Annotated in this window: 22 protein-coding genes; 13 read left to right on the forward strand and 9 right to left on the reverse strand. The window is 49.9% G+C overall.

What is annotated here, in order from left to right; translation table 11 throughout:
* Positions 1–40 precede the first annotated feature (40 nt).
* Together CWC22_RS02190 and CWC22_RS02195 are read right to left on the reverse strand one after the other, a co-directional pair.
* Entirely contained in the window at positions 41–2,149 is a 2,109-nt protein-coding gene (locus CWC22_RS02190) for a winged helix-turn-helix domain-containing protein (protein WP_138538331.1), read from the reverse strand.
* A gap of 204 nt (positions 2,150–2,353) precedes the next feature.
* Positions 2,354–3,376 carry a dTDP-glucose 4,6-dehydratase gene (locus CWC22_RS02195; RefSeq protein ID WP_138538330.1) on the reverse strand — a complete coding sequence of 341 codons (1,023 nt, stop codon included), beginning with the start codon at positions 3,374–3,376 and terminating at the stop codon, positions 2,354–2,356.
* 183 nt (positions 3,377–3,559) lie between these two features.
* Between CWC22_RS02195 and CWC22_RS02200 the strand changes: the two genes are divergently transcribed.
* Complete coding sequence (locus CWC22_RS02200; protein ID WP_138538329.1) at positions 3,560–3,997, forward strand: hypothetical protein; 438 nt, start codon at positions 3,560–3,562, stop codon at positions 3,995–3,997.
* A gap of 38 nt (positions 3,998–4,035) precedes the next feature.
* Here CWC22_RS02200 and CWC22_RS02205 read toward each other — a convergent pair whose 3' ends face one another.
* Complete coding sequence (locus CWC22_RS02205; protein WP_171045065.1) at positions 4,036–6,840, reverse strand: PqqD family peptide modification chaperone; 2,805 nt, start codon at positions 6,838–6,840, stop codon at positions 4,036–4,038.
* Positions 6,841–6,849: 9 nt separating this feature from the next.
* Positions 6,850–7,788, reverse strand: a complete 939-nt coding sequence (locus CWC22_RS02210) for a GlcNAc-transferase family protein (RefSeq protein ID WP_138538327.1) — start codon at positions 7,786–7,788, stop codon at positions 6,850–6,852.
* A gap of 293 nt (positions 7,789–8,081) precedes the next feature.
* Between CWC22_RS02210 and CWC22_RS02215 the strand changes: the two genes are divergently transcribed.
* From CWC22_RS02215 to CWC22_RS02230, 4 genes are all read left to right on the forward strand, one after another.
* Entirely contained in the window at positions 8,082–8,972 is an 891-nt protein-coding gene (locus CWC22_RS02215; RefSeq protein ID WP_138538326.1) for a PD40 domain-containing protein, read from the forward strand.
* Between the two features lie 173 nt (positions 8,973–9,145).
* Entirely contained in the window at positions 9,146–9,655 is a 510-nt protein-coding gene (locus CWC22_RS02220) for a hypothetical protein (protein ID WP_125558493.1), read from the forward strand.
* Positions 9,648–9,872, forward strand: a complete 225-nt coding sequence (locus tag CWC22_RS02225) for a helix-turn-helix transcriptional regulator (protein ID WP_125558491.1) — start codon at positions 9,648–9,650, stop codon at positions 9,870–9,872. The genes CWC22_RS02220 and CWC22_RS02225 overlap by 8 nt, the downstream gene beginning before the upstream one ends.
* 151 nt (positions 9,873–10,023) lie before the next feature.
* Positions 10,024–10,485 (forward strand): hypothetical protein, encoded by a 462-nt coding sequence (locus CWC22_RS02230; protein WP_138538325.1) that lies wholly within the window; start codon positions 10,024–10,026, stop codon positions 10,483–10,485.
* 44 nt (positions 10,486–10,529) lie between these two features.
* Here the strand turns inward: CWC22_RS02230 and CWC22_RS02235 are convergent, their stop codons facing one another.
* Complete coding sequence (locus CWC22_RS02235; protein ID WP_230090613.1) at positions 10,530–11,099, reverse strand: DUF4879 domain-containing protein; 570 nt, start codon at positions 11,097–11,099, stop codon at positions 10,530–10,532.
* Between the two features lie 274 nt (positions 11,100–11,373).
* Between CWC22_RS02235 and CWC22_RS02240 the strand changes: the two genes are divergently transcribed.
* The 3 genes from CWC22_RS02240 to CWC22_RS02250 all read left to right on the forward strand — a co-directional run bounded on the left by CWC22_RS02240 (position 11,374) and on the right by CWC22_RS02250 (position 15,532).
* Positions 11,374–14,196, forward strand: coding sequence for a WD40/YVTN/BNR-like repeat-containing protein (locus tag CWC22_RS02240; RefSeq protein ID WP_138538324.1), 2,823 nt, complete (start codon positions 11,374–11,376; stop codon positions 14,194–14,196).
* Positions 14,197–14,408: 212 nt separating this feature from the next.
* Positions 14,409–15,269 (forward strand): PD40 domain-containing protein, encoded by an 861-nt coding sequence (locus CWC22_RS02245; RefSeq protein ID WP_138538323.1) that lies wholly within the window; start codon positions 14,409–14,411, stop codon positions 15,267–15,269.
* A 110-nt stretch (positions 15,270–15,379) separates the two neighbouring features.
* Positions 15,380–15,532: a hypothetical protein gene (locus CWC22_RS02250; protein WP_155946254.1), complete on the forward strand. Its 153-nt coding sequence runs from the start codon at positions 15,380–15,382 to the stop codon at positions 15,530–15,532.
* A 64-nt stretch (positions 15,533–15,596) separates the two neighbouring features.
* On the opposite strand, the gene CWC22_RS02255 is transcribed toward CWC22_RS02250, so the two are convergent.
* Together CWC22_RS02255 and CWC22_RS02260 are read right to left on the reverse strand one after the other, a co-directional pair.
* Positions 15,597–15,914 (reverse strand): putative quinol monooxygenase, encoded by a 318-nt coding sequence (locus tag CWC22_RS02255; RefSeq protein WP_138538322.1) that lies wholly within the window; start codon positions 15,912–15,914, stop codon positions 15,597–15,599.
* The gene (locus CWC22_RS02260; protein ID WP_125558481.1) at positions 15,904–16,125 is read right to left on the reverse strand and encodes a DUF2798 domain-containing protein; all 222 of its coding nucleotides are present in this window, start codon (positions 16,123–16,125) and stop codon (positions 15,904–15,906) included. The genes CWC22_RS02255 and CWC22_RS02260 overlap by 11 nt, the downstream gene beginning before the upstream one ends.
* Before the next feature lie 86 nt (positions 16,126–16,211).
* Between CWC22_RS02260 and CWC22_RS02265 the strand changes: the two genes are divergently transcribed.
* Complete coding sequence (locus CWC22_RS02265; RefSeq protein ID WP_138538321.1) at positions 16,212–17,066, forward strand: LysR family transcriptional regulator; 855 nt, start codon at positions 16,212–16,214, stop codon at positions 17,064–17,066.
* Between the two features lie 162 nt (positions 17,067–17,228).
* Here the strand turns inward: CWC22_RS02265 and CWC22_RS02270 are convergent, their stop codons facing one another.
* Positions 17,229–18,260 carry an energy transducer TonB gene (locus tag CWC22_RS02270; protein WP_125558477.1) on the reverse strand — a complete coding sequence of 344 codons (1,032 nt, stop codon included), beginning with the start codon at positions 18,258–18,260 and terminating at the stop codon, positions 17,229–17,231.
* 283 nt (positions 18,261–18,543) lie between these two features.
* On the opposite strand from CWC22_RS02270, the gene CWC22_RS02275 reads away from it, so the two are divergent.
* From CWC22_RS02275 to mutM, 3 genes are all read left to right on the forward strand, one after another.
* Positions 18,544–20,187 (forward strand): methyl-accepting chemotaxis protein, encoded by a 1,644-nt coding sequence (locus tag CWC22_RS02275; protein WP_125558475.1) that lies wholly within the window; start codon positions 18,544–18,546, stop codon positions 20,185–20,187.
* Between the two features lie 83 nt (positions 20,188–20,270).
* Positions 20,271–20,759 (forward strand): hypothetical protein, encoded by a 489-nt coding sequence (locus CWC22_RS02280; RefSeq protein WP_125558473.1) that lies wholly within the window; start codon positions 20,271–20,273, stop codon positions 20,757–20,759.
* Entirely contained in the window at positions 20,759–21,568 is an 810-nt protein-coding gene (gene mutM / locus CWC22_RS02285; RefSeq protein WP_010383384.1) for a bifunctional DNA-formamidopyrimidine glycosylase/DNA-(apurinic or apyrimidinic site) lyase, read from the forward strand. The genes CWC22_RS02280 and mutM overlap by 1 nt, the downstream gene beginning before the upstream one ends.
* Here mutM and CWC22_RS02290 read toward each other — a convergent pair.
* Positions 21,565–22,695, reverse strand: a complete 1,131-nt coding sequence (locus CWC22_RS02290) for a M20 family metallopeptidase (RefSeq protein WP_125558471.1) — start codon at positions 22,693–22,695, stop codon at positions 21,565–21,567. The two genes, mutM and CWC22_RS02290, sit on opposite strands and share 4 nt — an antisense overlap.
* Before the next feature lie 189 nt (positions 22,696–22,884).
* Between CWC22_RS02290 and CWC22_RS02295 the strand changes: the two genes are divergently transcribed.
* The gene (locus CWC22_RS02295) at positions 22,885–23,832 is read left to right on the forward strand and encodes an ATP-grasp domain-containing protein (protein WP_010383382.1); all 948 of its coding nucleotides are present in this window, start codon (positions 22,885–22,887) and stop codon (positions 23,830–23,832) included.
* Positions 23,833–23,866 lie beyond the last annotated feature (34 nt).

Below are 23,866 nucleotides of genomic sequence, written 5' to 3' on the forward strand. Positions count from 1 at the left end.
CTCAAGGGGCTGATCGTAGCCCGCCCCTTGAGTAATGCTGTTAATCAGCCAGTAGTAACTCCACCACTTCTTTACGCGATGTAAGTTGTTTGATGAGGAGGATTTGCGCATCGTTGACGGCTGAAATGCGGATAATATCGTTTGCCACAGTGGTGATGATCTCAAAATCACCGCTGTGCAGATCGTAAGACCACAATTGGGCATCCTCGTTGATCCCATACAAGGTATTGCCAAACGCGGTAAACAGTCGCTCGCTGCCTTGCGTCAATAGCGGCTCAATCAGTTGGTCTTCAACCGGGCCGGATCGCCAGAAACGATCCATGTGATCGGTATAAATCAGGCTCCCGTCGGCGGTTTTGAGTGCCCAGGTTACGTCGCGGTCTTTGAGAATACGCACATCAGCGGTGTTCAGATCCAGCTCTGCAAAGGTGAGTATGCCATTGACCCGGATCAGAGATAAGGCTGTCTGGTTGCGACTGTCCCAATGAAACAACTGCACCACCGGGTAGTCCAGTGGCACAGTGTGTTGGCTGCCATCGAGGTTGAAACGCACCAGTGTTTTGTCGGTATTGGCTAACAGCTGTGTCCCATCGGCGGACCAGTGGGTTTCATATAAAGAGGTGTCCATAGGGAAATTGCTAAGCTGACAGGGGACTTGTCCGTCACTGAGCCAGATCTGCATTTGTCCGGAGCGCGCAGAATTAAAGGCGAGCAGATCGCCCCCTGGCTGAAATAGGGCGTTGCTTTCTTCCCGGTTCGAGCGTTCTAAAATTTGATGTGTTTGTGCCTGTGTTGCCTGGTGTAAAGGCATGGCATAAATATCGCTGTCGTATTGTCCCTTGATCACCAGCATACGGCTGCCACTGGGATGAAACACCGGTGAGCCCATAGGTTCATCCACTGGCAGGGTCACCGGGTTAACCTGCCCCTGATAGGTTAGGGTGTATAACTGGCGGCCGGTGCTGAAGGCGAGTTGATTTTCATAGGGCGAAAAGTTGGGGTAGATAGACTTAAAGGGGGCAATGGTATTGGGGTAGTGAATGCGGTGGCTGGATACCTGCTCGCCATTGGGCTTGAGCATATCAAGATAATGATGTGACCCTTCGCCGAGGCGCACAACCGCCAGCAGGCCGTCTTTACGCGAGTAATCATAGCTGATGATATCGCCATCGCTGACCTCATAAAGAGGGGTGCTGGTGTTATCTTTCAGAGAATAGCGAATTAACTTCCAGCGCTCATGGGTTTTTTGCAGCAGCGCAATGTGGTCGCTGTCCAGCCATTGCGGCTCTCTGATCTGCGAGTTTTTGCACTCCAGCACGCGAGTCGGCGTTTGTGGTGTTTGCAGTGCTTTATCGAAATCCAGCGTCATCAGGTGATAGCAGAGCTTTTGTGTTACGGGCTGAATACAGTTAGAGGTTTGTACGAAGGCCAGCGTTTTGCCATCGGGCGAAAACTGATGTTGTCCGTTGATATCCAGGTTGTCCGTGAGACGAAACTCCTGCTGGGTATCGATGCGTTTTGCCCAGATATTATTACGGCATACTTCCGTGGAATAACGGTGAAATACAATATATTCGCCGTCTGGAGAATATATTCCGGCCACTTCTCGGTTATCTGTGGCAGTCAGTGGCCGGAATTCGCTGATAGTAAGCTGTGCGCTTGAGCTTGGTTCGAATAAGACCGATGCTGCGAGGCCAACAATAAAAAACGCCGCTGCAAACAGGGCAAAACCAAATTGAGAGCGGGAGCGTACCTGAGCGGGCGCAGGTGTGGGGTTTGGTTCGGGTTGAGTGCTCTCTGTGTGCTGTTCAGGTGTCGTACTTTGCGGTTGTGCTTGCCAGCGTACTTCGCATTCCAGGCTGTAGCCCTTCTTGGCATGGGTCTTGATGATATGCTGTTCTTTGCCATCATCACCTAATGCTTTTCTTAACTGCGCAATGCAACGCTGAAGGGTGTTAGGCGAGACCACTGTATCTTGCCACACGTGATCCAGTAGCATGTCCTGACTGAGCACTTGCCCCTGATGTTTTGCCAGCACCGTGAGTACAGACAGTGCCTTGGGCGCTAAGGTTTTTATCTCTTCTTCGACGGTGATTTGATTACGTGATAAGTCTACAAAAAACTCACCTATCCAGTATTGCTGTGTCATAACATCCCTAATGCGCCTGGCGCTTTTACTACTCACCCACCGACGTTTGGTCAATGCGGATTTTCTTATGTTTATTCTTATTGTGTGTTTGGCTCACCCATTATCCTAACTCGGTGATTTGTTCAGGTTGTGAATAAGCGCACCACAGCAGAATATAACATCGGCGTTGAATTACCAGTGTTACCCTGTCTCATTTTTCATAAGCTAACACCATCTGGGATTAAGTAAGGTCCAATGTACAACTTGTTCTAAGCGGCTGAGTAAGTCAACTTTTGGTGTCCAGCCTAATTGCTTCATTTTTTCACCGCATAAGGCGTACCTCAGATCGTGTCCGGGCCGCGAAGAGTGAAAGTCGACGAGTTCGTAACGCAGCGGTTTGTTTTGCACCTGTGCAATGATTTGGGCCAGCTCCAGGTTATTTAGCTCCCTTGCGCCAACGATATTGAATTTAGGGCAAAGGGTTTGTTCATTGTCTGTCTTCTCAGACCAGTTGCTATCAACCAGAAAGAGCAGGGCATCGGCAACATCCTGCGCATGAATATAAAAGCGAGAGCCTGGGATGGTACAGGTTTTGTCACTGTGGATCGTGACGGTTTCTCCTTGTTGTATTTTTCTGATGCTTTGCGGAATAAATTTCTCCGGGTGTTGCCGCTGACCAAAAACATTCATGGTATGGGTGATCACGACAGGTACTTTATATGTGTTGTGGTAGGCTACTGCAAGTTCCTCACCTCCAGCTTTGGTTGCCGAGTAAGGATTGGTGCTGTTATAGCGGTCATTTTCTTTGTAGCGCACCTCGGCGGGGGCCGGACCAAACACTTCGTCTGTACTGAAGTAAAAAAACCGTTTGAGGTTATCCTGGCTACGGGCAAAGTCCAAAATGTTACAGGTGCCCACGACGTTATCCAGCACAAAGCTCATTGGATAGGCAATGCTTCTGTCTACATGAGATCCTGCAGCCAGATGAAAGACATAATCTACCCGGCCAATTTCCTGAATAATTTGTGGGTTTAATGCCGCTTTTAAATCGTGAAAAACGATTTTTACCCGGCGTGTCACAGCCGGAGGAAGCTCACTCAATGCATCCTGCAGTCGGTTGAGGTTACCGCTGTAGTCGAGCCTGTCCAGTGTAGTAATGTGCCAGTCTGTTCGCCGCAGGATCTCCAGCACCAGATGGTGGGCAATAAATCCGGCACCCCCAGTGATTAAAACACGCGTTTCAGCCATAAATATCGCTCGGTGGATAAGTGATATGTCTAACTATAGCTGCTCATTACGGGTGTACAGATCAAACTGTAATCGGAAGCGACTAAGTAAATAGACCATGCAAAAGATTGTTCAGTTTTTTGCATTGAACTTGGCGAATTATTGGCCATACTGTATGAGTACCCAATTACCTTGGAGGTACTCATGAACTCAAACCTAACACGTGTTGCAGTGGCCGTGCTGATGGCAACATCGATGCAAGTCGCCGCCAAAGGCGAAAAAATCGATGTGTGCCACCACAGTCGCTATGATGTACACGTGATCACGGTATCGATTAAAGCGGCGAATAAGCTGATACGTCGCGGGGATTTTTTACCCTACACACTCTATCAGGATAGTGATTATGATGGTTTTGGTAATGCGGATGTCAGTATTCAAAGCTGCGTAGATTACGTAGATGGGTATGTTGATAACGATACCGATCTGGATGATACAGACCCTAATGTGACTGACCAGCCTGTGGTGACGCCCCCTCCACCACCTGCACCCACAGCCATGCCGCCACCACCGCCAACCACATTTGGCATACCACCACCTCCGCCGCCCACAACCTTTGGCGGGGCACCGCCTCCACCAGTATAACTTAGCAAAGCATCATTCGTTGTAATGGTGCTTTCTTATTATTGCTTTTTATTAAATGGTTTTTCTCTAAACCAGGCGCTAATGATGTATTTAAATCCCGACTCAACCGGCTGGCCGCAGTGGTAGGTGTATTCGTTGGGCTTACCAAGCGGTGACAAGTTGTTCCAGCACAAGGCCATGCCGGTGCGGGGCGTGACCGTGATATCCAGCTGGGTAAAGTGCGTGTTTCCGCCGCTAAAATCATCGTTTAAATAGACAACGCATGTCCAGGTACGCTGGCCGACACTGTCGATGCATTTTTGGTAGCTGGGGGACGACTCGTGAAAGAAATCGCAGTGCACTTTGTACTCTTGCCCGGTGCCATAGCGCTGGATCTGTAAAGACTCCAGATACGCGCTATCAATACCCATCAGGGCACTGATTTTATTTTTTATTTTGATATTTTCCTGGTGACTGATCTGTTCCAGGCAGGCGGTGCAGGAGGTACGGTAACCCTGATTGCTGTCGCCCTGCTGGTCAACGACGGTCGAGGGCTGAAAGTGGCCCTCCAGGCGGGTAATCAACGACTGGCATTCCTGCTCAGAGAAAGCTCCCTCAAAACGGAAAATTTGTGCGCGTACATCTGCAATGCGGATGCTTTTTGGGTTTTGCGTGATGGCGATGTTGGCAAAAGCAAAATAGAGACTCGGTTTGGTGTGTGTGCTTTCACGCAGGCTGGCATCTTCTATTTGCTCGGTCTTTATTTTCGGCTTGAATCCATACATGGCTTTTTCGGCCATTTCCATGGCGTAGCCAGATTCAATCAGATCTCTGTATACCTGCGCCTTGCTTTCACCGGCCTCAAGCTTTTGGCTAACCCATTCAATTAAGTCAACAGAGGGGTTGATGTTAACCTGGGCATACCGCTGTCTGTTGTCTGCTCTTTGTTGATTTGTGGGCAAAACGCCGGGTAAAGTCAGCTGAGTGCGTTGTTTATCAAAGCGCTTAAACTGGGGGATCTGCAAAGGAGACAGCGCAGAGCTATCGGTTTGGGCTGTATCCAGGCGTAGTGGCAGCGTGCTGAGCGTCAGAGCATCGGGCGTAACGGCGACGGGATGGGCTGAGACTAACCAGCTGAGCAGGTGCGCTGTCTGAGTCTGACTCAAATAAGGGCTTCGGATCAGCCCTTCGTTTAAAAGTATTGATAACGCCTGCGCGGCAGCGCACTGACCTGAAGGCAGATGTTCAGTGGCAATAATACAGTGATCAACCTGATAGCGCGTTTGCTCGTCGCAGGGCAGGGGCTCACAGATATGATGCAACTGGTCATTAAAATAGGCGCTGGTAACGGGTTGGATGTGCAATGCTTTGCGCTGTTGCGCAGGGATTATGTGTGGGGCGCGAACGGCCTGAACATCGCCATTAGTGGTTAACTGAAAGCGGCCGTAGCTTAGGACCTCGACTTGCTGTGCATCCAGGGTCTCAAGGCTGACAGCGTGGTGGCTGAGATCCGAGTGGCAGATAGCAATCACCTGATTGTTTACCCTAAGTAACAGACCTTGGAGGTAAGTGGCATGTTGCGTGGTTGAGGCCTGGAACGTCTGCAGCAATTCAATTAAACGGTACAGGGCCTGATCTGCGTAGAGTAACTCCGCATCCTGTTGAGCATCCAGATACACACTATAAAATTCCCGCTCTTCGCGCAGCTCTAGAAGGTGATCCCAGTTGACGGGCCAGTCACACTGGAGCTGGGTAAAGAGACGCTTAAAGTCATTGCGCAGCCTGTCCTGCTGGATGACCACGACGACGGCTTGCCCTGCCACATCGAGCCAGAGCGGTTCGCACCAGTCGCGCAATAAGCCTTCCTGGCTAAAGTTTGCCGTAATAGCTTGGATATCGGCTTTGGCATGGACCACATCGGTCCTATACTGACGATGTAACGTGAGCGCGATGTCGGATACTGACTGATTCGATTGCAGCCCCTGCCAGATGGTGCTCGCTAAGGGGTCGAGTAAAAACCAGGTGTCGTGAAGTGGGCTGTTAATAAACACCTGTTCGTCAATCTTAAAACCCCGGGTGACAAGGCACGTGTTTGGCTGCGTCTCGGTTACATATGGCGGCGATGGTGAGCGGGTCGGAATACTGGCACACCGACTGAGTGCAACATAATCTCTTTGCCAGTGAGGCTTAAGCTGTACGTCTCCCAATGGCAGTTTCCCCGAGATGGCCAGCTGATTAACAATATAGCCGGCATGATCGCTGATACTGGCGCAATGTCCGCCGACCTCGGATGCATGAAAAGCGCCTGATGACTGCCAGCGATACACATAAAAAATATCCTCTTGCGGTAATGTTTGCGTGTGTTCATTACCTCCCAGCGCACGAAACAGCGCCAAATCAATTGCACTGACATCATGCTCTAAATAGCCGCCAATTTGCTGCCAAACAGTGCGTTCAATCGCCAGGTTACACTGATAGAGGTTTTCAGAATATTCAAGCTCATGGTCGCTGTTTTCCAGCCAGGCCTGACGGGTATGGAAAACGCCATCACGGATCTGCGCAGCACTGACGCTGAGCCGCCAGGGCAGATAAATGTCATCGTCCTCCCAGGGCATTAAGATGTCACCCGTGCAGTAACTTGCCGCCAAATTGAATTTTTTACCCAGGGGAACAACGCGGACCGGCAGATTGATAACGGTCACTTGCGGGTGTTCGAACAGTAAGCGATGCCCGCTGAAGTCATTGAGAACAATCAGCTCTTTCTCACCGGCATAATCCTGGCGCAGAAACGATTCAATGGCCTCTTCTAACAAATGTGGGCGACCAAAGGTACAGCAAAAGCAGGAAATTTTAGGTAATGACATAGTGCTCATCTAACGCGTCGCCTTAGTATCTGTGCCTAAAGGGCAAAGCTCGCCATTTCGGTATTCGAGTGCCAGCAAAGACAGAAATTGCGAGGTTGTTCGGGTCTTTCCCAGCGGGAAGTGTTCGACAGGAAAGCTGTCATGGGCTGGGTCAAACGTATGTTCAATCAATGCACGTAGGCGGATCTGTGCGCGGGTATTCAGCGCCACCCATTTAGTGTCGTCATTCCAGTGTACATGCTGCTCGAACACGGGTTTTTCTTTACCGTATTGATGTAATACAAGGTGCTGAGACGGGATAAAACAATCGTACCCTAAGGTCCAGAGTTTCAGCGAATGGGTAAATTCTTCCTGATTAAAGTACATGACAGGGTCTATCGGTAAATCGTGATTGAGCTGGCCCTGTGCGAAGTAAAAACCACAGGCACACAAGTGACTGGCAATGGGGCTTGTGTGCTGTGTCGTATCAGCGTCAAAAAAAGGCTCGAAACGGACACTGCCATCCATGATTGGCCCCACTTTTAATCGGGCAATGGGCGTATCTGCGAGGGACGTCTGCGCCCGAAAAGGGGCTGGATAGGTGGTGAGCACAGGTTTGTCACTCGGGCAGCGTGCTAACTCTTCTATCATGAGCCTGTCCCAGTCGGCGACGAATCGGGTGTGACTGTCTATGGAGAGTACATAATCTTCGTTGCGATATAAGTTTTGTGCTACATGGCGTGCCCAACATACGCCTTGCGCTTGCTCAACGGGCACCGCAACCAGTCTGATATCGGCATCAAGCTCAGAGGGGAACAACAAGTACTCATCCAGCCCCGGGATATATTGCCAGCACACACCAAAAACAAGCCGCTGCGGGTTGCTTGCATTATCGACAGCGCTCCTTATGGTGGCCAGTAATTCAGGATCCCGATAGGCCGCAATTTGCACGAAAATAGACGCATTCATAACAGAGTTACCCTATCTACTGTACATAAAGCGTAGATTAAAAAACCACTGGCATCACGGTGTGTGTTTGCGTTCAGTTGTTTACCCCCCACTCGATTTTTTTGCTAACAGCATCTGCATATCTCAACTCATACCAGTAGAAGCATCACTCTGAAGTTTAATAAGGTTTTGATAAATATTATTTTAATTATGTGAAGGACAAAATCAGCGAGAAGTCATCGTCAGGTCCGGTGTTTGGCTCAGCCATGGGTAATGTAAGGGGGATATTTATCCATTTACCAGGAGAACACAGAATGAAGCCTCAACGACTTACGTTAATTTTGCCCACCGTGAGCTTGTTGTTATGCAGTAACAGCGATGCACAACATGTCTTTTCTGATTTGCGCGGCCCTTACCTGGGTCAGGAGCCACCCGGATTAACCCCAAAAGTGTTTGCTCCGGGGATAGTGTCTACACCCGACTGGGGGGATGCGGTGCATTTCGCGCCTGATAAAGACGTGCTCTATGTGTCTCGCTGGCGGATGAACAATGGGCAGCGTGAAACGGCATCTGTGACTTTTAGCCGGGTGGCTGGTGGTTGGCAGAAGGTCATTAATACGCAAACGGGAAGAGCGCCTTATTATGCGCCGGATGGACAACGGGTGTTTTACGGCAAGCAATATAAAACGCGCACCCCGGACGGGTGGTCTGAGATGAAAAAGCTGGGTCCGGCCTTTGATGATATTCCGATGATGGGCCTGAAAATGTCGCTCAAGGGCACAATTGTGTTTGACGAGTTTACCCGGGATGGTAAGGGAGTACTGAGGTACTCTAAATGGGAAAATGGTGAGTGGCAGGAGCCAAGGGCCCTCAGCACAGTAATCAATACTGGTAAATGGAATGCGCACCCCTTTATCGCCCCAGATGAATCTTATGTGATGTGGGATGGTCATCGGGAAGCCGGGTTTGGCAGTGCTGATCTGTATATCAGTTTTCGCCAGCCTGATGGGTCATGGGGCGCGGCGATTAATCTGGGGGAGCAGGTCAACACGGCCGCCGAGGAAGGTGGACCACAGGTAACTCCTGATGGCAAGTACCTGTTTTTCAATAGAATGGTTAAGGCTGACGGAAAGCAGAGCCAAGCGCAGTCCGACTTATTCTGGGTCGATGCAAACATCATCGAAGCGCTCAGGCCCACTCAATAAGCCAATTCAATAGGGTAATAAGGGTTGCAATGGCCGGACGTGCGCAGTCAATACGCTTTGAACACCTGATGTAGTCATGTATTTCTAACCAAAGGAAAAAGATATTTGACATTGGGTGAAGTTTTAACCAATATGGGTCAAAGATTTTTTACCTTGAGTTAAGGATGGTATTCATGACAAGCAATGAAAAACTGAAAGTGCTGAAAGCATTACTCGACTCTCTGAGTTTTCGGGACCTGACGCTGACGTTAGATCTGCTGGTGACCGGAGCTGTGGTGTACTTCTATGCCACCAGCCTGATGGCGGCCAGTGCTGAGCAGCTGGCCAGTGGCACCTGGATATCTCAGTTGTTGATTAAGGTGGTAGGGATCTCTATCGTCCTGTCAATTATCAGTCAGTTGTTGCTGGAGCTGGTCAGCGACGGGGATGTCGAAAAACCGCTGGATGAGCGTGAAAAACAGGTGTCGCTGGTAGGCAATAAGTATGCGCTTTGGATCCTCCAGGCTGGGGTGTGTTTTGCAATTGGCCAGTATGCATTTGAGCAAAACGGCCTGGGTGCTGCGCAGCGTGCGGAGCTGCCGTTTCTGACTTTGCACATTATGGTAGGTGCATTTTTACTGGCGGAATTGGTCAACTATGGCACTCAACTTATCCAAAATCGGATGGGAACCCTCCATGGCTGAATGTGTAATCACTAACCAGATCAGAATGTTGCGATTTATGGCCGGTGAGATGACCCAGAAGGAACTCGCTGAGCGTGTTGGGGTAACCCGCCAAACCATCATGGCGATTGAAGCAGCCAAGTACTCACCATCACTGGAAGTGGCATTTAAAATTGCTGAGGTTTTCGATCAGCCACTGGAGTCTGTCTTTCAGTATAAACACCGCACCGAGCCGTGAAAAAGGTTTGTATCAGGAGGTACGTTGATCGGTAGAATGTATGATATTTCTGGCACTCTAATTGCATTAACAGAATGTAAATAGCGGGCCTGCTTAGTGTGCTGTAGAGAGATGACCCGCCTTAATCTCCCCCAAAGGAAGGATATCATCTATGAATGCAATCAACGCAAGCGCTGGCGCCAGCGCAGCCAGCCAGGTCTACGCAACACGTAATACTTATACCGCCGAGGAACCATCTGACAATCCGCACAAAGCTGGCGCAACAAGTGACACGGTCACACTCAGTGACAAAGCCCGGCAAGCGGAAAATAAGTGGCAAGAACTTGCAGCCAAGTATGATGTGCATAACATGTCGGCAGGTGAAATGCGCAGCTTGTCCAGAGAATTATTTGATGGTGGATTTATTGGTACGGGTGAAATGATGGTCATAGGCGCACCCACCTCGATGAATGAAGATCCGTTCAAGAAACACGATCTGCTGAATGATATGAAACATACCTATCAGCTGTCATCAGCTATGGGTGGGCATAGCAAAGAATCGAGCGAGTTGTATCTGAAGTCCATTGAGATAATTCAAAGGCTGGGTCAAACCAGAAATGGCTCAGTAGCCTAATCAGATGGGTGCATAACTGCACTATGCACCCGTGCTACTCTGTATTAGTTGATATACAAAGAGTCACTCCAGTAACCAAACGGGGAGGCAACCGAGTTGGCAGAGGCTTTCACCTGACCTGCAGACTGGCCGGTGAAGTCCCAACCGTATAACCAGCCTGTGACTGTTTCACCAGCCTGGCAACGGTGCAGGTCTGAGCCACATCGTGCTTCTCTGAGCGCCGCAGACTTTGACACACCATTCATGGTTGCGTTGTTTGGATTGCCGTAGCCGACTTGCCAGGCATATACATACAAGTAGCTACCACCGTGATTGGTGCCCGTAGAAAAATCTCCGGCAAGAATCCTCTGATCGCCACCAAGCTGTGAGCGAACCAGGCCAAATTCAAAGTAGGAGATGCCTGTGGCAGGAGCCATTGGTTGAACATCAAAGCGTGGATATTGCTGAGGTGCTGTTTTGTACTCAGGTGCGTGTTTAGCAATATCGGCAACCTGGTGCGCGACGCCGTAGTAATTCTCTGCATTTTTCATAATGCCATTTTCAATATCACCTGCCAGTGCTGATCCTGACATGACGGCAACTAACCCTAATACTGCATTTCGTAGATTGTTCATTAAATTATCCTTTTACAAAGTGTGTTTCACTGCGAGGCAGAACACCCCGCAGAGTTCTATTGTTTACTTTTTGTGAATCTTTTTAAACTTTTATTTTACATTTTTTGTGCGGGATTGTTTTGGATCAACAAAGCTGTGGTGTCTGAGCCCGAGCGCAGAGGCGGTAACGCGTTGCTTAATCGGTATACAGAAATGTTAAGTATCTGATAAGGTGACAAGTGGCCTGTCTGTCAGGTAGTCATAACAGGATAACAACACATAAAAAGGAGTGGATATGAGTGATAAAACAAAAGTAGGCTTGTTCGGTGGTATTGCCCTGTCGGCGATTGCTGTTGCCGTACTTTATGCCAGTAACAAGCCATCTATCAACGATATAACCCCAAAAATCAAAGTACACGAGAAAAATATTCGTGAACCGGATAAGTCGATGCAGGGCCTTATTCGGGTGAATCCGGCACATCAGTTAGATATGCAGGCTAAGTATGATGAAGCATTCAGACAGGTTCAGGCATATCGTGCGCGTGAGTCATCAGAGTATCAGTGGGAGAGCCTGGGTCCTGAGCGTGTGGGTGGGCGTACGCGTACTTTGGTATTTCACCCGCAAAACCCCGACATTTTGTTTACGGCAGGTATTTCCGGGGGAATATGGAAGTCTGTGAACGCCGGTGAAAGCTGGCAACCTGTTGCCAGTGAATTGCCCAGTATGGCGATTGGTACCTTGGTCTTTGACCCCGATGACAGTGAACGCTTGTTTGCAGGCAGTGGTGAAGGTGTTTATGTTGGGCGTGGTTTTACTAACAGCATCGGGTTTGCCGGTGATGGCATTATGACGTCTGAAGATGGCGGTGAAACCTGGTATCAGCTCGAAAGTACCAATAACAATGTCAATTTTCAATATGTGAACAAGCTACGCTTTGGTGCGCAAGGTCGTCTGTATGCAGTCACAAATACGGGGATCTGGGTGTCTGATGACAAAGGAGAGCACTGGCAGTTGGCGCTCGATCAAAGTGATGTACTGGGTGGATGTCTGGAGTTGGCTGTGAGTCCTTTAAGTGCTGAGCAGGATCGGGTCCTGGCCAGCTGTGGTAACTTTGGTGAGGGCGGCGCGGTTTATCTGAGTCAGGATTCCGGGCAAAGCTGGCAGCCCGTGATTGCCGAGCTTAATCAGGGCCGTACAACGCTGGCTTTTGCCCCATCAGATCCCTCTATTGTGTATGCGCTGGCAGCTTTTAATGCCCAGGGGGATATACCGCATGCGTTGCAAGGTCTCTACAAGTCAGTGGATGGTGGCGAAAACTGGGCACTGGTGACCGGACCACAACACCCGGACATATTTGGACGCTATGTGCTCTCAAATCCCAACGGTTTGTATTGTCCCGATCCGGAACAAAGCTTCATTTATGGTCAGGGGTGGTTTGATAACACACTCACCATAGATCCTACCGATGCCAGTGTGATCTGGGTGGGTGCTGTTGAATTGATGCGCTCAGAAGACGGCGGCCAAAATTGGCAACAGATGTCCTTCTATTACGGTGACGCTGATGCACCGCATGTCGATCACCATGGCTTATATTTCCATCCAGAGTATGACGGCGTGAATGAAACGCGCTTATATAATGTCAATGATGGTGGTATTGCATTGACCAGCAATCCTTTTGCGACAGGCATGAGTGCCTGTAGTGAAGAGCCCGCAGAGATTGTCTGGCGTTCGTTGAATTCAGGCTACAATGTGACCCAGTTTTATCATGGAGATGTTTCTCACGATGGCAGCCGGTTAGCCGGTGGCGCCCAGGATAACGGTAGCTGGCTATATTCACCAGATGCGGGTTGGCAAGATGTTGGACCTGGTGATGGCGGTTATGCCTTTTTTATTGATGAGGCGCGAATGCTGGTATCAAGTCAAAATGGCAGCTTGTTCCTGCGGGAAAATGGTGAAAATCGTTACCTGGAAAAGGCCGAGTACGAAAGTGGTCTTTTTATCGCGCCCTATGCCGTGGATCCAAATTACCCCGACCGTATCTGGTTGGGTGGGCAAAGTTTGTGGCGGCTGGATGAGTTGTCAGACGGGATGTTCGAGCGTGCTTCAGAGCGCTTTACTGAAGAGTATCGCCGGGGGATCACGGCGTTAGTGGTGAAACCAGGCGACAGTAATACCGTGGTTTATGCACAGACGGATGGCGCGCTGAAACGTCTTAACAATGCGCTGAGCTCCGACAGTACAACCACACCACAAGATATCAGTTTCTCCGATACCGCCTACGTACGCGAATTACACTACAGCATGCACAATAGTTCGGACATGTATGCGGTTGTGTCAACGTTTGGCGAAAAGCACATCTGGAAAAGTGAGGACGAAGGGTCCAGCTGGCGTGCACTCGATGGTGAAGGCGAGGGAGCGTTTCCAGATTTACCGGCGCATACCCTGGTAGAGCTAAGAGAAGATCCGGACACCTTATTTGTGGGCACTGATTATGGTGTATATCACACAGATGATGGAGGAGTGAGCTGGCAGCCCTTCATTCATGGTCTGCCCAATGTAGCGGTATACCGCATGGTGTTAAGACGGATTGAGCACGTTAACTACCTATATGCCTTTACCTATGGCCGTGGGGTGTATCGTATCGCATTGGATGTCGCTAACCAGGCACCGCAGTGGCGTCAACAGCCTGATGCACTCAGTGTTAAGCCTGGTGAAGCCATATCCATGGAACTGATTGAGCTGGTGGTTGACCGCAATGGTGACAACTACTTCTTCAGTGCGCCCGAGCTACCTGAGGGCTTTGAGCTGACGGACTGGGGTAAACTGACCGGACAGTTTGCGAGCGCGGGAGAATACCCGGTACATATAGAGGTGAGTGATGGCCAGCTGAGCCAGCAACTGACATTGCTTTTTGAAGTGGAAACATCGAATGATGATTCAGGCGGTGACTCAGATGGTGATTCAGGCGGTGATTCAGCAGATAACCCGGATACGCCGAGACCGGACGGAAGCAGCGGCATGTTAGCGTATCTGCTTGGATTGCTCAGTGTTGTATGCTGGCAGCGCAGAAGAAGCACGCGGCGTGCTGCGAATACGAAATCGCCATCGCTTCAGTAGACATTGCTAAACTCGGTATAGATTGGCTAAGCCACCTTATAGCTGGGTGGCTGGCCTATGATATTGCTGTAATATATCAATAACTATCTAATTTAATTGCTTTTTAACTTTTCAGCGAAACATCAGCAAAACTTCAAGTTATCTCCGGAGCAGTCGGTAAGCTGGGTCTGTGTGACAGAACATTAGGGCGGCTTAGCCAAAGGAATTTTATTATGAAGTTAACCAGATTACTGCTGATGCTGTTTTCAGCGTCACTGACGAGTACCATCAGCCAGGCCGAGCAGGTTTCTGATGTGCTAACTGGCCCTTATCTGGGTCAACAAAAGCCAGGTACTACGCCACAAGTTTTTGCGCCGGGTGCCGTATCAACACAACATCGTGATTACAACGCGTTCTTTTCACCCGACATGAAGGAGTTTTATTTTACCCGCAGGGATAACCACACTGGGAGGTGGACTTTAATATCTTACATCCAACGTAACAATCAATGGCACGAGCAGGTGGTGGGTCCACGGGTGGGGCGTCCGTTTTTAGCGCCTGACGGGAAAACCATGCATTTGGGAAAATACTATATGACCCGTACAGCCTGTGGCTGGGGGTCGTTGCAGGTATTGGGCCCAATGTTCGACAGGGATGACTGGGGGATTATGCGTCTGACATCATCCAGCAAAGGCACGTATATACTGGATGATTACAAGAGCGGTGATGTGATCCGCATCTCTGAAGTTGTCAACGGCAAGCGCCAGCCGGCGAAGGCTTTGGGTCCCGAGGTGAATACGGGTAAATACAATGCACACCCGTTTATAGCGCCGGATGACTCCTACATTATTTGGGATGGCCAGAGAGAATCCGGTTATGGAGAGAGTGATTTGTATGTCAGTTTCCGTCAAAAAGACGGTAGCTGGGGTGAGGCGATTAACCTGGGGGATAAAGTGAATACGTCCGGCCGGGAGGCATCAGCCAGCGTGACCCCGGACGGTAAGTATCTCTTTTTCAATCGTGATACGGGCGATGAAGAAGGGGATGTTTACTGGGTTGATGCTCAGGTCATTGAGGTGCTCAGGCCTCAATAAGATCCCGCCGAAGTAGAGTATGTGTGTTCTTTTTTTGTACCATTTTACTTGGGCCTGTGTTAAATCTGGATGGCCCTCTGAGGCACTAACATTAAGATTAAGGACAGAATATGAAACTGAAATTAAATAAAAAAGCAGTGAAAACCTTACAGAGCAAAGGGTTAAATACAGAGCAGACACAAGCTATCGCGGGTGCTGGTAATCAGGCCAGTGTTGATATTTGCTGGACACACCCGGCCTATGCCGCTTGTCGAATGCACTAAGCTGTAAACGCAATAAATTAAGTATGATGCCCGCGATTTTCGGGCATTTTACCGTGCGTTAAACCTAGGCTTCTGTCAAAAAGTGCAGTTCCGGAGGACACGTTAATGCGTCCTGATATAGTCGATATACAGCCTGGGTATACGGCTGGCGGTGATGGAAATCAAATGCGCTTTGCCGGGCAAATCGTTCTATCAGGATCAGCTGAGTGTGCGTTGTGTTTTCATACAATTCAAAGCGCTGGCACCCGGGCTCCTGTCGTGTTATCTCCATGATCTCTTCTATCGCAGACTTACAGTTTTGGTAGTAGGCGGCTTTTGGATTAATATAAGCAACCAAATTGATGGCATCGTCGTTCGGGGTGTGTTCAGTGTCATTTGACATGGTTTCGCTCCAGAATAAAGTGAGTGAGGGAGTGGATTGGTCCGCTGAGCAGATAAGCCGTGACTAAAGCAACGGGCCAGGCATGAACAAACGCCCTGAACCAGTGCTGCAAAAATCCGGGCGCTACACCCAGATTGACATAGGTGACCCAACCCGACACCAGTGTCGACAGGCAAAATGAAAATAAAGTCGTGAATATCAGTTTTCGCATCGCGTTCCTCCGTTTCATGCCCATCATAGCGGGCGCGAGCAGAAGCGGAATGTCAGAATAAGCAAGCTAAGATTAAGGAAAACCACATGCTCGATAATCTGCTGCTCTTTGTTGAAGTGGCTCGCCGGGGCAGCTTTGCGAAAGCTGCTGATGCGTTAAGTCTCAGCGCACCAACCATTTCTAAACGGATTGCCGCGCTGGAAGCTCGGCTTGGTTATAGTCTGTTGAATCGCTCAGCGCGCGGTGTGTTAGCCACATCTCATGGCCAGGCCGTCTATGAAAAAATGGCCCCGTCGCTGCTGGCCCTGCAAGCTGACTGCACCGCGTTGTTAAGCCCGCAAGTCAGCGCATTTCACTTATTGTGTCCGCAGAATTTGATCAATGGCCCTTTATATCCTGTGGTTGAGTCTTTTCAGCGCACCCATCCGGACCTTGTGCTGCACATTGAACCGGACAATACCAATGTGTTGCTGAGCCAGAAGCGTTTCGATGTGATTATTCGGGTAGGCACATTGCAGGATTCCAACTGCTATCACACGCGTATCGGCGAGATTGCACTAAAGTGTGTGGTGCCAGAGCAGGCTAAAGAAACGAACACTTTGTTCATGCCATTTAAAAAGGATCAAATTCCGGATTCTGCACTGTGGCGCGATCTATTGTCCCGCTTTGACCAGTTCTCTTACGTGGGAGACATCACATTAGCCAGGCAAATGGTTGCATCCGGCCTGGGGGCGGCCGTCTTGCCGATGACAGAAGTCGCTGAACTGGACAAACCGTTTTGCTATGTGGGTGAGTGGCAACATATGCGCCCGGTTTATGCATTGTGGGCCAACGCGCAGCAACCGCCCCCTCTTACGCAGGCGTTTATTACTTTGTTGCGTCAGGCGGGTCAGTGCTCAACTGTGCTTCGGGGTAATCTGGTTGATGTGGTGAGCAAATAAGTTTTTATCGCTTTGATAAAAGAGAAAACGCGCACTTAAAGTGCGCGTTTATCAGTGCCGTCGCGAAGGGGATAGTTTGGTACACCGTACCGCGAACCCTTCATCTTATAAAACGAGCGGCCTGGATATTCGGATCACTGGTTTTTCATTTTTTTGTCAAAATTACAGATAAAGTCCAAAGCGGGCATCACCCTCTTCGCGATAGGTGATTTGAGTATCTGTCTCACCTTGCACTGCCAGATAGCAGCTCCCGTAAGCTTCAGGAACTTGATAGTTTTTCACCGGCAGCTCGTTAAAGCGCTGATAGCCATTTTGACAGTACAAAGCGACAGTGCTCAGATTACCGTTTTCTGCACTGAATGTGATGGTGCTGCGATTAAGCGTATGGCGCCAGGTGCGTAATTCGGTCAGTTTGGCTGTAACCGTGATGACCGGGTTGTCGGTGAGTTGTGCCTGTAATTGGTCTTTAAACTCGGTGATGGTCTGTTTAGGCAGTTGCTTGCCTTTGATTTGCTCCATACAGATCAGCGTTTGAAACGCATCACCGTATTGCTTGTGATAGACCTCTAAGTTCATCAGGCTTTGTGTCGACATCAATGCCATGTCTGGTGTCAGTAACTTGCGCAGCTGTACCGCCTCCCTAAGATGATACTCATACTGATGCCAGTCCTGTACATTGTAATAATACGCACTCAGTAACCAGGCTGTATAGGCTTGTTCCGTAAGGTTCTTGGTGTGAGCCTCTAACAGGCTATCTAGCGCGGGCTTGGCTTTGGTCATTTGATTACTGACCACCAGGCGTTTTGCCTCGTCAAAGTACTTAGCAAACACAGTGGAGACATTGTTGTTGGTAAACTGCCTGAAAGCTTTATTAAAGTGCATCGGTATTTGTTTGGAAGAAGCAACGGCCTTGCCATAGAGACGGGCTGGTTCATAGGCCCGTTGAGAGAGAACTGACTGTGCTCTGTGAGCCATGCGTGGCGACGACCCTTCGACCAAAACATGTATGGATTGACCTTGCTCGTCTACGACATAATCGACCAAAGCCCAGTGTTCCCGTCGAGTGTTTTCTAGCGCACTTGAGTGGGGCCCTGAATCGTTGTGAGTAAGCAGTTTGGCTGGCACAAATCGCGCATCGGCAAATGTAGGTGAAGAGAGTAGGCCCGTGATCAGGCAAAGTAGTGCTTTTTTCATTGTGAGTATTCCAAATTCTTGCTCCGACAACCATATCAGAGCATAGCGCCAGATATGCTGGTTAGGCGCGAAGCGAAAATTATACACATGTCATCCGTGTGCGATAAGTAAAACTCATAACTAAGTTCCTAATATAGTTTCAACTGGATCTTGCAGTTTAATGTCTGTGGCTAAAGCAACCAGCTGTTTTTTCTATCATAGTAATTCGTTTTATCCACTTTACAGCTTCATTTCCTGCGACTAACTTTGAACTTTCAGTATGTTGCTATCATGGAGGCACAATATGGTGCAGTGGTTAATGGGATTGTCGGTAAAAAGCCGATTGGTGGTCGGGTTTGGTATTGCGCTGGCATTATTGGTCGTGATGACCATTATTGGCAGTAATCGCGTGGCATTTATCGATCAGACGCTCACAGAGATCACGGACGTCAATTCGGTGAAGCAACGTTATGCAATTAACTTCCGAGGCAGTGTGCACGATAGGGCAATTGCTATTCGGGATGTTGCGATTGCCAGAAGTGCATCTGAAATAGCTGAATATGAAAGGGAAATTGATCAGCTCGCCCGTTTCTATCAGGATTCAGACGCAAAAATGACGCAAATGATCAATTCAGGCGGGCACTTTAGTGCTCAGGAGCGTGAGATCCTGACCCGAATAAAGCGCATAGAAGCTCGGACATTACCGCTTATCCGCACCATACTGAGCAATAAAAAAGCCGGCCAGAGCGTCGATGCCCTGGTACTGGATGAAGCGCGCCCGGCCTTTATCAGCTGGCTTAACGTGATCAATGAGTTTATTGATTACCAGGAGCAGCAAAATCAAACGCTGACCCCTGCAGCGCGTGAAGCCGCGGGTGGATTTTCCCAACTTATGTTGTGGTTCACCTTTATTGCCGTGGCCATTAGTGTGCTGGTGGGCTGGGCGATAGAGCGTAGTTTCCAGCGCTCACTTGGCGGTGAGCCTCAGGATGCGGCGGCTGCGGTTACGCGGATCGCAGGGGGCGACCTGACTATGCAGATTGACACCGACTATCCAGATAGCATGTTGGATTCTGTCTGTCGAATGTCTGGTGAATTAACGCGGATCGTCACCAGCATTAAAGAGGTGTCTGAGCAGCTTTCAGTGCAGGCCAGCACCGTGACTGGCGCATCTGGAGAGATTTATGATGCCGCGCAGCACCAGGCAGAAGCCACCAGTAATACGGCGCAGATGCTCGACTCGTTGCGGGAAAATATGATGCGGGTGAGTGACATTGCTAAGCAAACGGAAGAAAATTCAACACAAACGGTGACTTTTGCTGATCAGGGGCGCCAGGCCATTCGTAATACAGCTGATGCAATGGATACCATTGCCCAGACGGTTGACGGCACAGTATCGCAGATCCAAAAGCTGGCAGAGCAGACCAAACAGATAGGTGGCATCGCCAATGTGATCAGTGGTATTTCTGAGCAGACCAACTTGCTGGCACTGAACGCTGCCATAGAAGCGGCACGAGCCGGTGAGTCGGGGCGCGGGTTTGCGGTGGTGGCAGATGAAGTCCGGCAGCTGGCGCGCAGAACCTTTGAAGCGACGGATCAAATAGAAACCATGATCCGGGAAGTGCAAAGCGAGACCGCTGCCACGGTTGCTGCGATGGAAAAGACGCAACCTCAGGTAGAGCATGGCCGTACACTGACGTTTGAAGCCACTGAGCTACTTGAACAGATAGATACTCAGGCACAAAATTCACTGTCTCAGGTGGGCGAAGTGGCCAGTGTTGCACAGCAACAAGCATCGGCCATTAATGACGTGGCATCGAATATGGAAGAGATCACCCTGGCAGCTCAGGATGCGATGAGCGCTTTGAATGACAATAAACAGGCCACCGGAAAACTGTCGGAAATGTCTGGTGTATTGAGTAAAAACATCGGCTTCTTTCGGATCTGAGTGTACTTAACTGACAGCGCAGGATATGATCCAGAACCTCATCAACCCGCAATATTGCGGGGTAAACAAGCCGTGGAGTAGTTATGCGTTTGAGCCGTAAAGCATGGAATAATGTGGTGATCTTCTCTATGTTGATCATGATCTTTTTCCTTAACGGCATACACCAGAAAATTAATCCGCCAGCGGAAGAGCGCGGGAGCATGCCGCTTTTTGAACAGCAAAGTTTCGTACTGGCACTGGGTTTTCCTGGCTATAAGATTGAGCGTATAGGTACATCCTGGCGACTGAGTGCCGATGCTCAGGCCGATTGGCAGGCGCAACCGAGTACCTTAGAGGCGTTGATCACCCAGTGGCAGGAAAGCGAGCTGACTGTCACTGATAACCCAGGCTTGCCAGCCAGCGCTGCACTGAGTGTTGCTCAGTTCTGGCTGGCCGGCAGTGAACTGCCGATCGGTTTTCAGCTGTATCATCAGCAACAAAGCTATTATCTTTTTGCCAGACAATCACAGCGTTGGTTTAGTATCAGTAAAGCACAGGCGCAACAGCTATTTGCCCCAATTGAGTTGAAGTAATGCCAGAATTACCAGAAGTCGAAGTCAGCCGTTTAGGCATTGAACCCCATATCCTGAGCCAGGGTGTCAGTAAAGTTATTGTGCACCAGCGTCAGTTGCGCTGGCCGGTCCCTGAGCAGGTAAGCCTGTTAGAAGGGCAAGTCATCAGTGCCGTGAAACGCCGGGCAAAATATTTACTGCTGGAAAGCCCGCTGGGCACGGCCATCTTACACCTCGGCATGTCGGGCAACCTGCGCGTTGTGGCGCAGGATACGCCGTTAAAAAAGCACGATCACATTGAGTTTCATTTTACCAATGGGCTGGCACTGCGCCTGAATGACCCGCGGCGTTTTGGCGCCTGCCTGTGGCAAGGGGCTGCTGAGGAACACAGCGTATTTGCAAAACTGGGACCGGAGCCGCTTACGGAAGCGTTTACCGCCGATCACTTGTATGCAGCCAGTCGTGGTAAAAAGGTGGCAATCAAACAATTCATTATGGACAACCATGTCGTCGTCGGGGTGGGTAATATCTACGCCAATGAATCTTTGTTTAAGGCCGGGATCCACCCTAAACGGGAAGCCGGTAAAGTGTCATTGCAGCGCTACCAGCGCTTAACTCCCATCATTAAGGAGACCCTGGCCAGTGCCATAAAACAAGGTGGCACCACCCTGAAGGATTTTGCGCAAAGTGACGGTAAACCGGGCTACTTTGCGCAAGAGTTACTGGTCTATGGACGCAAGGGCGAACCTTGTGTCAGCTGCGAAACAACCCTGAAGGAGATCCGTCTGGGTCAACGCAGCACGGTATATTGCCCACAGTGCCAGCGTTAATCGTTGTCGCTTAGTGCAGCTTCTGGCTCGGCCTGATAGCACAGGCTGGCCAGGATCTGTGTTACTTGTTCAATACGCAGTGCAAAGCTGGACTTCAGTGCCCGCTCATGGATGGTGTGATCGCCATCGCCGTAGGGCCCAAAACCATCCAGGGTTGGCGTCCCTGTTGCGGCTGCGGTGTTTGCGTCGGATACCCCACCGCGATGTTCCACTGGCAGCTCGTATCCCAGGATCTCATTGATCTCAGACAGTAAAGCGGATTGTTTATCCGTTGGTGCCATCACACCGCGTTGCAACCCGCCCTCTAACTTAACCGATACACCGGTCACTTCAATGGCCAGACAAATGTTCTCTATGCCTTCGAGTAAGCGTTGCTGTTCAGAAGCTTTGGTGAAGCGGGCTTCGACGACCATAGTGGCAGAAGGTGAAATGGTGTTGGCACCAATGCCACCCTGGATTTTGCCCACATTGACCGTGCTGCCTCGTTTCAGGTCGGTCAGGGCGGACATTTCCATTAGCATGTTTGCCAGTGCGAAGTTGGCATCAATGCCATCCCGATAGTGGTTACCTGCATGAGCTGCTTTGCCGGTAATGGTGATGGTAAAGGTCGCAATGCCTTTGCGGGCCACAACCAGTTCATGATTTTTACCTGCAGCTTCAAAGACCAGACAGGCATCATACTGCTTGGCGATTTTTGTCGTCAGTGCTTTGCTGTCATCGCTGCCAATTTCTTCATCGCTGACCAGCAACCAGTCAATGTTATGGAGCTTGCCATATGTGCGTTTAAGCTGGCGCAATGCGTTCAGTGCAACCCAGTTGCCGCCTTTCATATCACAGACACCGGGACCATAAACACATTCTTCGTCCTGGCTAAATTCGACAAACGTTTCTGGCGGATACACAGTGTCCAGATGGCCCAGTAACAGGATCTGTTTGCCTGCGCCTCTGGGGGCGCGCAATAACAGATGATCGCCAATATGCTCCCTTTGATATCGAGTCAGTGTGTAGCCCAGAGGGGCGGCCAGTTCAATCATCTGCTCGCCGTGTGCATCAACACCCGGTTTGTGTTTACTGTAAGAATTACAACGAATTAAAGACGCGAGCTCATTAAAGTCAAGACTATCCATAACAGGTCCCTGCGGTAATTTTGGGCCCATCGTGGCGATTTTCGATGACAGTTGGGTGACGGAATTATGAACAGTTTTTGGATCCCGGGAGGTACAGAGGAACGATCAAAAATCTGTCACACAGTGCCCTGTAGAATAGCCTTCCTGACCAAATTTTATGCACCTGTTCAAGGACCAAGGAGACACTTTATGACACGCTCTGTTGCGGCGCCGCACGTTGGCATCTGGATGTACGAAAATGGTGGAGGGCGCGAGATTGAGCAGCGCCTGGTTCACGCTCTGGCTGAGCGTGGGATCCAAACCAGTACCGGGCTCAATTTACGAGATGCCCGGGCAAAAGATGGCCAGATAACCTGTAATGGTGTTGTGATGGAACAGCTGGATACGTTTTTGAGTTACAACGCCGGCCAGCAAACCCAGTTTCAGGTGTATCTCTATCAGGCGCTGAGCCAGGCCATTCCCACGTTAAACAACTATGATGCGTTTGCGCTTGCCGAAGACAAATTTCGCACCTCGCACCTACTCAACAGCCAGGGGATCTGCACCGCAGACTATCGTCTGTGTCACAAAAACGACATGGATGGGTTGAAGCACGCACTCAGAGACTTTGGTGGCAAGCTGATCTATAAGCCCACAGATGGCTGGGGTGGCGTCGGCATTGTCAAAATCGACAGTGAGCAGGCGCTGGACATGTTGTTGCCATTTCTGAGTCGTACCGACTTACGTTACTTTTATGTTGAGCGGTTTATTGACTACGACAATACCGACTTCCGTATCGATGTGGTGGATGGCAAGTTTGTCGGCTGTTATGGCCGAAAAGCGCCCAAGGATGACTGGAAAACCAATATCACCAGTGGTGGCTCTGTGTTTGTCCGTGAGCCAGACGACGAAGTGGTCGATCTGGCTATCCGCGCCGCGAACACATTAGGTCTGGAGATAGCGGGCGTTGATCTGATCTACGATCGGGAGCGGGAGGAATATGTGGTGCTGGAAGTGAATACCATACCGGCTTTCGCAACACCTGAGCAAGAAGCACTGGGGATCAATTTTAACCAGGCCAAGATCGACGCCATGGTGGATTTGATTGAGCGCACTGCGACTCAAAAGCATGCCCTGCATACGCACAAAGTGGCCTGATGGCCAAATTACTGACCCATTTTACTAACCCATT

Source organism: Pseudoalteromonas rubra, from assembly GCF_005886805.2.
Classification (GTDB): Bacteria; Pseudomonadota; Gammaproteobacteria; order Enterobacterales; family Alteromonadaceae; genus Pseudoalteromonas; species Pseudoalteromonas rubra_D.